Genomic DNA, 12,900 nt, shown 5'->3' on the forward strand with positions numbered 1-12,900 from the left:
CGGATCTGTGTATAAGAGACAGACGCCGACCTGCCCGACGGCACCACGAACCGCACCGACCCCGCCGCCGCCTGCTGCGCCAGCAACGTCACATCCGAGACCCGCTCCCGCGCCAACGCCTCGAACACCGGCACCGCCACCCCGTGCCCCAACCCCACATCCGCCACCACCGCGTCCACCAACCGGTTCACCCACGGAATACCGTCCGGATCAGCCCCCGTCACCCCGGCCAACCGCAACACCGCACGCTCCACCGACACCGTGGTGTGCCCCCGCGCCAACTCCACCACCGGCTGCCCGACCCGCCGCGCCAACTCCCGCGCCCGCGCCACCACCACCGGGTCCAGATCCAACTTGCCGGCCGCGAAGCCACCCACCTCAGTCACGACAACCCTTCCTCATAGATCACCTCACCGCGCAACACCGTCGCCCGGCACACCGGCAACGGCAGCGGATCCTGCTGCGGATCCTCAGCCACCAACACCGGCAGCCCCCGCTGCACCCCCGCCGACGACGACCACACCGCGAACGTCGCCGGCGCCCCCAACGCCAACACCCCCTCGCTGTCCCGATGCACCGCCCGCCAACCACCCCGCGAATGCGCCGCGAACGCCGCCCGCACACTCATCCGCTGCACCGGGTTGTGATGCGCCACCGCCGCCCGCACCGACCCCCACGGATCCAACGGCGTCACCGGCGAATCCGACCCGAACGCCAACGCCACCCCCACCCCGTGCATCGCCCCCATCGGATTCGACGCCAACGACCGCGCCAACCCCAACCGCGCCTCGTACATCCGACCCGCACCACCCCACAACCGGTCGAACGCCGGCTGCATCGACGCCACCACCCCGAACTCCACGAACCCCGCGATCAACCGCCGATCCACGATCTCCGCATGCTCGATCCGATGCCGCGCCGCACGCACCCGCTCCGTACCCAGCTTCTCCGCCGCCCCCGCGAACCCCGCCAACACCGTCGAGATCGCCGCATCCCCGATCGCATGGAACCCGCCCTGCATCCCCTGCGCCGCACAGTCCAACAAATGATCACGAACCTGCTCCGCCGTCAGATACCCGTGACCACACCCCTCCCCATCCACGTACGCCGCCGACACATGCGCCGTCCGCGACCCCAACGCCCCATCCGCGAACAGATCCCCACCCGCACCCACCGCACCCAACTCACGCGCCCGCGCCGCACCACCCAACTCACCCCAGTACCCGTACACCTCCGGCACCCCCGCACCCGACAGCGCCAACAGACCCGTGAAGTCCTCCTCGTCCGAGATCTCCGGCCCACCGCACTCGTGCACCGCCGCGATCCCCAACGACGCCGCATGCCGCAACGCCACCCGCTGCGCCGCCACCCGCTGCGCCCGCGACACCGAGGCCCGCGCCACCGCCCGCACCACGTGATGCGCGTCCCGCCGCAACCACCCCGACGCGTCGTACCCCGGCGCCGTCACCGCCTCCGGACACGCCGCCAACAACGCCGACGACACCAGCGCCGAATGGATCGACGCCTGCGACAGGTACACCCGCCGACCACCGGCCGCCCGATCCACCTCCGCCGCCACCGGCGGCACCGGCACCGACCACGTCGACTCGTCCCACCCGTGCCCCAGCACCACGGCGTCCGCGGGCAAACCCGCCGCGAACGCCGCCACCGCCGCCAGCAACTCCCCCGCCGACCGCACCCCGGACAGATCCAGCCCCGACAACGCCAACCCCGTGTCACTCACGTGCACGTGCGCGTCCACGAACGCCGGCGTCACCAACGCCCCACCCAGATCCACCACCCGGTCCGCCGCCGGAGCATCCGCCCCGGCACCCAACCAGACGATCCGCCCGTCCCGCACCAACAGCGCCGTCGCGGACGGATCCGCCGGGCAGTGCAACACGCCGGCCCGGTACAACGTCGAGGGGTTCTTCGTCATGGCCTCAGTCTGCCGCCAACCGGGCCTCGAAGAGCCCACGCACGCCCGGCACCTCACGCAGCAGACCCAACGCCAGCTCCGCGTGACCCGGCACATACCCGTTGCCCACCAGCATCGTCACGTCCGCCGCCAGGCCCTCCGCACCCAACGCCGCCGCCGCGAAACTCGTCGCCATCGAGAAGAACACCACCGTGCCGCCGTCCGCGGTCGCCAACACCGCGCCGTGCTCACACCCCGGCACGTCCACGCAGACCACCGTCACGTCCGCCGGCACTCCCAACGCCGAGGTCACCGCCACCGACAACCCCACCGGATCCCGCGCGTCGGCCACCACCACCTCGTCGGCCAGGCCCGCCGCCACCAACGCGTCACGCTCCGCGACCACCGGCACCACCCCGACCGTACGACCCGCACCCGCCCGCCGCGCCGCCGCCAGCGACAACGAACCGCTCTTGCCCGCACCGCCGATCACCGCCACCGAGACCGGCCCCAACCCCGCCGGCCGCTCCGCCACATACCGCCGCACCACCCGCTCGGTCAACGCCGGCGCCCCGCACACGTCCAGCACCGCCAGCGACAACTGCGGATCCAGATCCTCCGGCAGCACCGCCGCGATCGACCGGGCGAACAGGATCGCCCACCCCTCACACGGCACCTGCTCGCTGAGCCCGTCCCACCGCGCGAAGCCGTCGGTGATCACCAGCGGCGTCAACGTCAACGACACCAGCGTCGCCACCCGCTCACCGGCCTTGAACCCCAACGGCGACCGACGCCCCGCCTGCGCCACCGTGCCGATCAGCATCCCGCCCGACCCGGTCACCGGGTTCTGCATCTTGCCCCGCGTCGCGATGATGTCGAGCACCTCCGCGCGCACCGCGTCCCCGTCACCACCGTGCTTGTCCCGCAACTGGCGGAAACTCGCCGCGTCCAGGTTCAGCCGCTCGACCGAGATCCGCACCTCGTTCGGGCCGATCTCCGACCGCGCGTCCAACCGCCAGGCCGCCTGCGGCAGCACACCCGCCGGTTCCACGACCCGGTGCAGACCTACTGGTGACGTCACGCCAACCTCCCTGTCCGACCGCCCGAAGCCCCGACATCAACTCGCATGACGGGAAAACTTCCGGCAGAATAATTCCTGTACCGAATATTTTCCAGTAACCTTCGGTCCGCTGACGAACCCGGACCGACCTGCACCCAGGTCGGACGACCATCGACACACCCGCAGGAGGGGCCGTGACCCAGACCCAACCGCCGGTGCAGGCCACCCCGGCGACACCCGAGCCGGCCCCCACCACCGCACCCACCGGCCAGCCCTACGAATACCGCCGCCACCGCCTCGTCGAACCCGACTGGACCCGCTTCCCCGGCTGGCGCGACGTCACCCGCGACCAGTGGGAAAGCGCCCAGTGGCAGCGCGTCAACTGCGTCAAGAACATCAAGCAGCTCCGCGCCCTGCTCGGCGACACCGTCGACGAGAGCTTCTACGCCGACCTCGACGCCGACCAACGCGCCCTGGCCACCATGTCCATGCTCGTACCACCCCAAATGATCAATACCATGGTGCCGGACGCCCCACCCACCACCGAGACGCTGCTGGCCGACCCGATCCGGCGATACATGATCCCCGTCGCCTCGGACCGACGCACCGACTGGCCCTCCCACCCGTACGCCACCCGCGACTCCCTGCACGAACACGACATGTGGGTCGCCGAGGGCCTCACCCACCGCTACCCCACCAAGGTCCTCGCCGAGCTGCTCTCCACCTGTCCGCAGTACTGCGGACACTGCACCCGCATGGACCTGGTCGGCAACTCCACCCCCGCCGTCGACAAACTCAAACTCACCCTCAAACCCGTCGACCGGTACGACGCCCACATCACCTACCTCAAGGCCCACCCCGGCGTACGCGACGTCGTGGTCTCCGGCGGCGACGTGGCCAACGTCCCGTGGCGCAACCTCGAGTCGTACCTGATGCGCCTGCTGGAGATCGAGACCATCCGCGACATCCGGCTCGCCACCAAGGCACTCATGGGTCTGCCCCAGCACTGGCTCCAGCCCGACGTCGTGGAGGGGCTGGAGCGGGTCGCCCGCACCGCCGCCCGACGGGGCGTCAACCTGGCCATCCACACGCACGTCAACCACGCCCAGTCGCTCACCCCACTGGTCGCCAAGGCCGCGCAGACCGCCCTCGACGTCGGCGTACGCGACGTGCGCAACCAGGGCGTGCTGATGCGCGGCGTCAACGCCAGCACCACCGAACTGCTCGACCTCTGCTTCGCGCTCCAGGGCGAGACGGGCATTCTGCCGTACTACTTCTACATGTGCGACATGATCCCCAACGCCGAACACTGGCGGGTCCCGGTCTGGCACGCCCAACAGCTCCAGCACGACATCATGGGCTACCTGCCCGGCTACGCCACGCCCCGGATCGTCTGCGACGTGCCCTTCGTCGGCAAGCGCTGGGTACACATGATCACCGAGTACGACCGCGAACGCGGCATCTCCTACTGGACGAAGAACTACCGCACCTCCATCGAGTCCGCCGACCTGGAGGCCCTCAACAAGCGGTACGCGTACTACGACCCGATCGACACCCTGCCGGACACCGGCCAACAGTGGTGGCGGACCCACCGCGACGACTGACCAGACCCGGCGTAGCCCGGTCGGTACCTCCTCCACCGACTGACGCCACGCCGCGAAGCGGGCCACCGGAACGTTCCGGTGGCCCGCTTCGGCGTACGTACGGTCACTTCTTGGTGAAGGCGTCCTTGGCGTCGCGGCCGGCGTCCTTGACCTTCTCACCGGCCTGACGGGCACGGGCCTCGGACTGCTCGCTGGCGCCCTCGGCACGCATGCGCTCGTTGTCGGTCATGTCGCCGACGCGCTCCTTGGCGGCGCCGCTCAGTTCCTCGACCTTGTTCTTCGCCTTGTCGGTGAAGCTCATGTCGCCTCCCTGCCTGCCTCGGCGGCGCAGCGATCCGCTGCGCTCCTCACGGTCGTGTCCCCGCCCCCGATGATCTGAAACTGTTCTCGGAGCGGTGGTGCTATGCACATCCGCTAGGGCATCCTAGGAAGCTAGGTGTACTGATCGTCGCGAGCTGCCGCCGCCCTCAGCGGGCTGTTGACCTGCCCTATGGCCGCTGTCGAGCTGAACCGTCCCTGCTATCGGAAGTCCCTGCCCTGGTCAGCGACGACTGGTAGCGCAGTTGGTCTGCCGGTTCCCGCCGGCCAGCTGAGACGTCATGCGCCCAGCCGTCGTCTCCGGCCGCGCCCGCGTTCCCACTTCCCCACCCCTCGTCCTGGAGTGGAGCCCGATCCCCGTCCGGCCTCCGACACGCCCACTCCGTCGGCCGCCGGTTTGCCGACCACCTCCGTTCGTGCGTCACATCGCGCCGCCTCTGGCACGGACGCCACCAACGGGATCCCACCACCGCCCCTCGAAAGGGAACCTTGGACAGTTTCCGTTAGCTCGAAACGGAGACTGTCCAAGATCTTGAACCGATTCGTCCAGGCGCAGACCCTCCTGCTCTGCTTCAACCACCGCAACGGTCCGCGCCCAGAAGCAGTGGTTGAAGCAGAGCAAAGGCGGGCGAGAGGTCACCCTCGCCGGGCCGAGCGACGCGGCAGGTCGCCTGATCCGTCCGTGCCATCAGCTCGACAGTGCCCCTACCCCGAAGCCCTACCCCGAAGGATGGGCGGGTCAGGTCATGGGCCCAGCGTCCTTCGGGGTAGGGGGCGGTGGTGGCCAGACCACGACCTGGCCACCACTCACCACCGCACCGTCGAGCAGCCGGACAGGGAGCGTCCGTCAGGGCGACGCCTCGGCGGCTCCCAGCGACAGGATCTGCCAGTCCGCCAGGTCGGCGAGCATCTGGCGGTCGTGGGTGGCGACCACCACCGCCGCCGAGGTCTCCCGCAGCGCGGCGGTCAACTCGTCCACCAGCAGCGCCGAGAGGTGGTTGGTGGGCTCGTCGAGGATCAACAGATCGGGCAGCTCGGCCAGGCGCAGGGCCAGGTTCAGCCGCCGCTGCTGCCCCTGCGACATCCGGCCCACCGGAGTACGCAGCGCCTCCCGGTCCAGCAGGTGTGTCGCGCCCAGCGGCAGGCGGTCGGCCTCCCGGAGCCGACCTGCGGACTGGAGCCGACCCACGTGCTGCTCGTACAGGTCGCGGGCGAGCGCGGCCGGCGGCCAGGCCGGCACCTCCTGTCCCAGGTACGCCACCCGGGCCCGCCCCAGGTGCCGGACGGCGCCGGTGGAGGGTTCGAGGTTCTGGGCGAGCACCTCGAGCAGGGTCGACTTGCCGGCACCGTTGGGCCCGGTCACCAGCAGCCTCTCCCCACCGTCCAGGGTGAGCGTGACCGGCTGGTGCAGCCGCCCGGTCACTGTCACGTCGTCGCAGCGCAGCAGCGGCACCCCGGGGCGGGTCCGCAGCTCGGGCCAGCGCAGGCGCAGCGGCGGCTCGGGCACGGTGAGCCGGTGGGCGTCCAGGTCCTCCTGACGGCGACGCAACGCCTGCACCACCCCGGGCGCCCGGGACTGGCGCTGATGCTTGCCGTGCCCCTTCTCCGGCCGCCAGCCGGTGCTGAGCCGCTGCCGTGCCTCGTTCACCGCCTCGGCCAGCCGCTGGTGTTCGGCCTGCTGGGCCTCGTAGTCGTGCAGCCAGCGTTCCCGCTCGCGGCGACGGCCCTCCTGCCAGCCGGCGTACCCACCGGCGAAGACCCGTGGGCGGCCGTCCTCGCTGGGGTCGAGGTCGAGGAACTCCTCGGCCACGTCACCGAGCAGGGCCCGGTCGTGGCTGACCAGCACCACCCCGCCCGCGTGCTGACGCAGGCGCAGGGTGAGAAAGGCCAGGCTGTCGGCGTCGAGATGGTTGGTCGGCTCGTCCAGCATCAGCAGGTCGTGCCGTGCCCCGAGCAGGCAGGCCAGCCGGACCCGGTAGCGCTGGCCGACCGACAACGTCGACAGCGGGCGCTGCCGGTCCGGGCAGGCGTCCAGCCCGGCCAGCGCCACGTCCACGCGGCGTTCCGCATCCCAGGCGTCCAGTCGGGTGGCCGCGTCCAGCGCGACGGCGTACGCGGTGTCCGCGCCGGGCCGGCCCTCGGCCAGTCCCGTCGCCGCGTCGTCCAGCGCCCGCACCGCCTCCTGGGACTCCCGGATCGCTGCGGCGACCAGGGTGCCCACCGTCTCGCCGCTGCGGGCCTCCAGTGCCTGCCGGGCCACGCCGAGCGTGCCGACGCGCTCCACCGTGCCCTGGTCCGGGGTGAGTTCCCCGATCAGCACCCGGAGCAGGGTCGTCTTGCCCCGGCCGTTCTCGCCGACGACCGCCAGCCGCGAACGGGCGGAGACGGTCACGCTGACGTCGGACAGCACCACCCGTCCGCCCAGCACCACGCGTACGCCCTCGGCCCGGACATGCGCCCGGTCACCGGCCGGCAGGCCGGGGGTCGAGTCCTGGGTGGGGTTCAGTTCAAGATTGTTCACTCTGCGCTCTTCGGCTCGTCGTGGAGCCGGGCAGCGTGATCAGGCCGCCCGGCGGGAACACCAGGACGGCGACACAGAGTGGAGCTAGAAGAAGCCGGTCAACCCTGCCGCCGTCAGCGGCCGGACCAGGGCTTCATCGAGAAGGCACAGGAGTACATGGCCACGATCCTATCCGACTCCTGGTTGACTGAGAACATGAGCGAGATCCTGCTCGTCCGACACGGCGAGACCACCTGGAGCGCCAGTCGCCGGCACACCTCGTACACGGATCTGGAGCTGACGCCCGACGGTGAGCGACAGGCCCGCGCGCTCGGTCCGGCGCTCGCCGGCCGGCGGTTCGCCGCGGTGCTGAGCAGCCCGCGCCGCCGGGCGCTGCTCACCGCGCAACTGGCCGGGCTGACCGTCACCAGTACCGACGAGGATCTGGCCGAGTGGCACTACGGCGACTACGAGGGCCGGACCACCGCCGAGATCCACGACGAACGGTCCAGTTGGAACGTGTGGACCGACGGATGCCCCAACGGGGAGTCGCCCAGCGAGGTCGGCGAACGCCTCGACCGGCTGCTCGCCACGGTGCATCCGCTGCTCGACCGGGGTTCCGTCGTGGTGGTCGGGCACGCGCACTCGCTGCGCGTGCTGGGTGCCCGGTGGATCGGCCTGCCGCCGTCGGCCGGCGGGCTGCTCCGGCTGGACACCGCCACCATGAGCGTGCTCGGCCACGAGCACGGCCGGCGGGTCATCCTCCGGTGGAACCAGCCGCCTCCCCCGCCGCCCGCGACCGTGAGCGACTCGACGGCTCGCCACTGATCTTCGGCGGGCGGCCTTCGTAGGGCGTGGAGAGCACCACCGTCGTCCGGGTGGTGACGTTCGCCGCGGTCCGGATCTCCTGGAGTACGCGTTCCAGGTCGACCGGACCGGCCACCCGCACCAGCAGCAGGTAGAAGTCCTCCCCCGCCACCGAGTAGCACGAGTCGATCTCGGGCAGGTGCGCGAGGCGTACCGGGGCGTCGTCCGGCTGCGACGGATCGAACGGCCGGATCGCCACGAACGCGGTCAACGGCAGGTCGAGCGCCTCGAACGAGACCCGCGCGGTGTAGCCCTTGACCACACCGCGCTGTTCCAGCCGGCGTACCCGCTGGTGCACGGCCGAGACGGACAGACCCACCTTCTCCGCGAGATCCGTGTACGACTGCCGGCCGTCCGTGGTCAGCGCGGCGACGATGGCCCGGTCGATCTCCTCCACGGCGTGCAACCTACCGGGAAAGGCCCGTCCGCGCGACGACGAACCCACCCGAGGGCAGGCGCGGTCACTCCTTGGCCAGGGCCCGGGAGATCACCAGACGCTGGATCTGGTTGGTGCCCTCGACGATCTGGAGCACCTTGGCCTCCCGCATGTAGCGCTCCACCGGGTGGTCGGCCACGTACCCGGCGCCGCCGAGCACCTGCACCGCGTCGGTGGTCACCCGCATCGCCACGTCGGTGGCGAAGAGTTTCGCCTTGGCCGCCTCGATCGAGTACGGCCGTCCGGCGTCGCGCAGCCGAGCGGCGGCGAGCGTCAACGCCCGGGCGGCGGAGATCTGCGTGGCCAGGTCGGCGAGGGTGAAGCCGAGGCCCTGGAAGTCGATGACGGCACGGCCGAACTGGCGACGTTCGCGGGCGTAGCCGACCGCGTAGTCCAGCGCCGCCTGGGCCAACCCCACCGCGCACGCGGCGATGCCGAGGCGGCCGGAGTCCAGGGCGGACATCGCGATGGTGAAGCCGGCGCCCTCGCCGCCGATCAACCGCTCCGCCGGCACCCGCGCGTCGTCGAGGACGAGCTGCGCCACCGGTGACGACCGCAGTCCCATGGTGCGTTCGGCGGCCTGCGGGTGGAGACCGGGAGTGGCCCGGTCGAGCAGCAGGCAGGAGATGCCCCGCGGACCGGGTACGCCGGTGCGGCAGAAGACGTTGTAGAAGTCGGCCACCTGGGCGTGGGTGATCCAGGCCTTGGTGCCGGTGACCACGTACGCGTCGCCGTCGCGGACCGCCTTGGTGGTCAGCGCGGCGGCGTCCGAGCCACCCTGCGGTTCGGAGAGGCAGTACGCGCCGAGGAGTTCGCCGCCGATCATGTCGGGCAGCAGCTTGCGCTGGGCGTCGTCGCCGAACGTGGCGACCGGGTGGCAGGAGAGCGTGTGCACGCTGACCGCCTCGGCGACCGCCAACCAGCGGCTCGCCAGGATCTCCAGCACCTGGAGGTAGACCTCGTACGGCTGGGCGGCGCCGCCGTACTCCTCGGGATAGGGCAGGCCGAGCAGACCGGCCCGGCCCAGGGTGCGCAGCAGCTCGCGGGGGAACTCGGCGCGCTGCTCGAACTCGACGGCCTTCGGGGCCAGCTCGCGGTCGGCGAGTTCGGTGGCCAGCTCCAGCAGGTCGTGGGCCTCTTCGGTGGGCAGGATCCGGTCGACGGTCATAGCGTGGTGAGCTCCGTGGGATGGTGGTGAGCTGTCGTACGCCGTGGCAGCTTCTGGCTCCCACCCGCTCAGCTTAACGTTCGTTCGGGTGACGGGCACGGACGGTGCGGGTCGTGTCGACCACCGACCGACCGGCCTCGCGGTCAGTCCATCAGCCAGAGACAGAACGGGTGGCCGTGCGGGTCCAGGCAGACCCGCACGTCGTCCTGCGGCTGGAACTCGGCCAGCGTGGCACCACAGGCCAGCGCGTGCTCCAGGGCGGCGGCCAGGTCCTCGACCCCGACCTCCAGATGCATCATCATCTGCTGCCGGTCCGCCTCGGCCGGCCAGGTCGGCCGCACGTACGCCCGCTCGCGCTGGAAGGACAGGCCCACCCCGCCCTCGGGCCCGCGCAGGATGACGTCGTCGGCCTCCTCGACCTCCACCGTCCAACCGAGCAGTCGCGCGTAGAAGCGGGACAGCGCCGCCGGGTCGGGTGTGTCCAGGTTGACCGTGGTCAGCGCGAGTCGGGGCGTCGTGGTCATCGCGTCCTCCTGGATCGCGCCGTCGACGTGCCGTCGACCGCGAACGTCGGTGGGATGTGCCAGGCTGTCGGGCGTGGCACAGCAGACCCCGATCATGCTCGTCGACGCGCCCAGTCTCTACTTCCGGGCCTACTTCGGCATCCCCGAGTCGGCCGCGCGGACCGCAGACGGCCAGCCGGTCAACGCCGTGCGCGGTTTCCTCGACATGCTCGCCCAACTGGTCCGCACCCGGCGACCGGGGCGGATGGTGTGCGCGATGGACCACGACTGGCGGCCGGACTGGCGGGTCGCGCTGCTGCCGTCGTACAAGGCGCACCGGGTGGCCCCCGAGGGCGGCGAGGTCGTGCCGGACACCCTCAGCCCGCAGGTGCCGATGATCCTGGACGTGCTCGACGCCCTCGGCATCACCGTGGTCGGCGCGACCGGATACGAGGCCGACGACGTGCTGGGCACGCTCTCGGTCACCCAACCCGGGCCGGTCGAGGTGGTCTCCGGCGACCGTGACCTGTTCCAGCTCGTCGACGACGCCCGTGGGGTGCGGCTGCTCTACATCGGGCGGGGCGTGGCCAAGCTGGACGACTGCGACGACACCGCCGTCCGGGCCCGCTACGGGGTGGCCGCCGACCGGTACGCCGACTTCGCCGCGCTGCGCGGCGACCCCAGTGACGGGCTGCCGGGCGTGGCCGGTGTCGGCGAGAAGACCGCCGCCCGACTGATCGAGCGGTACGGCGACATCGGCGGCATCCTGGCCGCGCTGGACGATCCGGCCTCCGGTTTCGCGCCCGGCCTGCGCACCAAGCTCGACGCCGCCCGCGACTACCTGGCGGTGGCACCGAAGGTGGTCCGGGTCGCCCTGGACGTGCCGCTGCCGTCGCTGCCCACCGAGTTGCCGACCGCACCGGCCGACCCGGAACGCCTGGTCGAGCTGGCCGAGCGGTGGAACCTGGCCGGCTCCACGCGCCGCCTGGTCGACGCCCTCGCCAACCGCACCACGACGGGCTGACCGACACTCCGTTCCACGAGAACTCACATACGGGGTTTATCGCGCGCACCTCTGGACGGGGCATCGCATCGACAGAAGACAATTGATGTGTCGTCGACTCGATCGGGGGATCCCGCCATGGTCAGATTCCGCGCCCTGTGGCCGGCGCTGCTGGCCGCCGTCTGCGTGACCGTGCTGGCGCCGACGACGCTCGCCCGCGCCTCCACGGCGAACCCCTCATCGACCGCCGACCCGGCCACCGTCATCTGCCCGGTCTCCGTGGTCATGCACGGCTCCGCCTACATGACCACCGTCGTGGTGGTGAACACGGGCTCGGCGCCCCTCGTCGACTGGGCCGTCCGCTTCACCGCACCGCTCCCCGGATACGTCCACGCGTACGCGGAGAACGCCACCCTGACTCTCGTGGGCACCACCGGCACACTCACTCCGGCGTGGCCTCCGTACACCAACACCCTCGCGCCCGGCGCATCTGCCATCATGCGCTTCAGCGGCGTCGCCTTCATCGCGACTCAGCGACCGACCGCCTTCGAAGTCGGCGGAACGCCCTGTCAGGTCGCCTACTACACCTGACAGGACGACGAGCCCGGATCAGCTCGGGCGCGGAGCGCGCGCGAGCTGCGATCAGACCACCTCGCGCAGGTAGCCGTCGATCGAGGCGGCCAGCACGTCCGCGCCGGGACGCGCCCACACCTGCGCGTTGAAGACCTCCACCTCGATCGGGCCGGTGTAGCCGGCCGCGTCGACCGCCTCGCGCATCCGGCGCAGCTCGATGCAGCCGTCGCCGGGCAGCGCCCGCCCCAGCAGTACGCCCTCGGGCAGCGGGGTGATCCAGTCGCAGACCTGGAACGAGGCGATCCACTCCCCCGCGCGGGCGATCTGGTCGTGGACGGTGTCGTCCCACCACACGTGGTAGGCGTCCACCACCACGCCGACCACGCCCGGGTCGAACCGTTCGGCGATGTCGAGGGCCTGGCCGAGGGTGGAGATGACGCAGCGGTCGGCGCTGAACATCGGGTGCAGCGGCTCGATGGCGAGCGTCACCCCGGCGGAGTCGGCGTACGGGGCCAGTTCGGCGACGGCGTCGGCCACCCGGGCCCGGGCCCCGTCGATGTCCTTGCTGCCCGGGGGCAGTCCGCCGGAGACCAGCACCAGCACGGGCGCGCCGAGCGCGGCGGCCTCGTCGACGGCGCGCCGGTTCTCGTCCCACCAGTCGTCGGCGGTGAAGAACCCGCCCCGGCACAGCGTGGTGACCGCCAGCCCGGCGTCGCGGACCAGCTTGGCGGCACGGTCCACGCCGTACTCGGCGACCGGCTCGCGCCACAGGCCGATGCCGGGCACCCCGGCGTCGACGCACCCGGCCACCACGTCGGGCAGCGCCCAGTGCGTGGCGGTGGCCTGGTTGAACGAGAAGCGGGCCAGCTCCGGGCGACCGGCGCTCACTGGGCCACCCCCGCCACCTGGAAGAAGGCCCGGGCGCGGGCGGCGGCCTGCTCGGCGTCTGT

Annotated in this window: 13 protein-coding genes; 4 read left to right on the plus strand and 9 right to left on the minus strand. The window is 71.5% G+C overall.

Going from position 1 to position 12,900, the window contains the following annotated elements; translation table 11 throughout:
* From EYA84_RS14800 to EYA84_RS14810, 3 genes are all read right to left on the minus strand, one after another.
* Positions 1 to 377 (minus strand): lysine 5,6-aminomutase subunit alpha TIM-barrel domain-containing protein (locus EYA84_RS14800; RefSeq protein ID WP_255446619.1); only part of this gene is annotated, 377 nt, incomplete at its 3' end.
* A gap of 5 nt (positions 378 to 382) precedes the next feature.
* Entirely contained in the window at positions 383 to 1,939 is a 1,557-nt protein-coding gene (locus EYA84_RS14805; protein WP_131053645.1) for an amidohydrolase, read from the minus strand.
* Positions 1,940 to 1,943: 4 nt separating this feature from the next.
* Positions 1,944 to 2,999: a zinc-binding alcohol dehydrogenase gene (locus tag EYA84_RS14810; RefSeq protein WP_131053646.1), complete on the minus strand. Its 1,056-nt coding sequence runs from the start codon at positions 2,997 to 2,999 to the stop codon at positions 1,944 to 1,946.
* Positions 3,000 to 3,172: 173 nt separating this feature from the next.
* Here EYA84_RS14810 and EYA84_RS14815 point away from each other — a divergent pair, with 173 nt between their 5' ends.
* Positions 3,173 to 4,582, plus strand: a complete 1,410-nt coding sequence (locus tag EYA84_RS14815; protein WP_131053648.1) for a KamA family radical SAM protein — start codon at positions 3,173 to 3,175, stop codon at positions 4,580 to 4,582.
* 103 nt (positions 4,583 to 4,685) lie between these two features.
* On the opposite strand, the gene EYA84_RS14820 is transcribed toward EYA84_RS14815, so the two are convergent.
* Both EYA84_RS14820 and EYA84_RS14825 read right to left on the minus strand, forming a co-directional pair.
* Positions 4,686 to 4,883, minus strand: a complete 198-nt coding sequence (locus EYA84_RS14820) for a CsbD family protein (RefSeq protein ID WP_131053649.1) — start codon at positions 4,881 to 4,883, stop codon at positions 4,686 to 4,688.
* Positions 4,884 to 5,747: 864 nt separating this feature from the next.
* Entirely contained in the window at positions 5,748 to 7,421 is a 1,674-nt protein-coding gene (locus tag EYA84_RS14825; RefSeq protein WP_236145769.1) for an ATP-binding cassette domain-containing protein, read from the minus strand.
* Positions 7,422 to 7,616: 195 nt separating this feature from the next.
* On the opposite strand from EYA84_RS14825, the gene EYA84_RS14830 reads away from it, so the two are divergent.
* The gene (locus EYA84_RS14830) at positions 7,617 to 8,228 is read left to right on the plus strand and encodes a histidine phosphatase family protein (RefSeq protein ID WP_131053651.1); all 612 of its coding nucleotides are present in this window, start codon (positions 7,617 to 7,619) and stop codon (positions 8,226 to 8,228) included.
* On the opposite strand, the gene EYA84_RS14835 is transcribed toward EYA84_RS14830, so the two are convergent.
* The 3 genes from EYA84_RS14835 to EYA84_RS14845 all read right to left on the minus strand — a co-directional run bounded on the left by EYA84_RS14835 (position 8,158) and on the right by EYA84_RS14845 (position 10,395).
* The gene (locus EYA84_RS14835) at positions 8,158 to 8,664 is read right to left on the minus strand and encodes an Lrp/AsnC family transcriptional regulator (RefSeq protein WP_131053653.1); all 507 of its coding nucleotides are present in this window, start codon (positions 8,662 to 8,664) and stop codon (positions 8,158 to 8,160) included. The two genes, EYA84_RS14830 and EYA84_RS14835, sit on opposite strands and share 71 nt — an antisense overlap.
* Positions 8,665 to 8,728: 64 nt before the next feature.
* Positions 8,729 to 9,871, minus strand: a complete 1,143-nt coding sequence (locus EYA84_RS14840) for an acyl-CoA dehydrogenase family protein (protein WP_131053655.1) — start codon at positions 9,869 to 9,871, stop codon at positions 8,729 to 8,731.
* 143 nt (positions 9,872 to 10,014) lie between these two features.
* Entirely contained in the window at positions 10,015 to 10,395 is a 381-nt protein-coding gene (locus EYA84_RS14845) for a VOC family protein (RefSeq protein WP_131053656.1), read from the minus strand.
* Positions 10,396 to 10,489: 94 nt separating this feature from the next.
* Here EYA84_RS14845 and EYA84_RS14850 point away from each other — a divergent pair, with 94 nt between their 5' ends.
* Together EYA84_RS14850 and EYA84_RS14855 are read left to right on the plus strand one after the other, a co-directional pair.
* Entirely contained in the window at positions 10,490 to 11,398 is a 909-nt protein-coding gene (locus EYA84_RS14850) for a 5'-3' exonuclease (RefSeq protein WP_201272394.1), read from the plus strand.
* A 117-nt stretch (positions 11,399 to 11,515) separates the two neighbouring features.
* Complete coding sequence (locus EYA84_RS14855) at positions 11,516 to 11,968, plus strand: cellulose binding domain-containing protein (protein ID WP_131053660.1); 453 nt, start codon at positions 11,516 to 11,518, stop codon at positions 11,966 to 11,968.
* 51 nt (positions 11,969 to 12,019) lie between these two features.
* On the opposite strand, the gene EYA84_RS14860 is transcribed toward EYA84_RS14855, so the two are convergent.
* A complete protein-coding gene (locus EYA84_RS14860) occupies positions 12,020 to 12,838 on the minus strand; it encodes a sugar phosphate isomerase/epimerase (protein ID WP_131053662.1) in 819 nt (272 codons plus the stop codon).
* Between the last annotated feature and the right edge of the window lie 62 nt (positions 12,839 to 12,900).

This window comes from Verrucosispora sp. SN26_14.1 (genome assembly GCF_004307965.1).
Taxonomy (GTDB): Bacteria; Actinomycetota; Actinomycetes; order Mycobacteriales; family Micromonosporaceae; genus Micromonospora.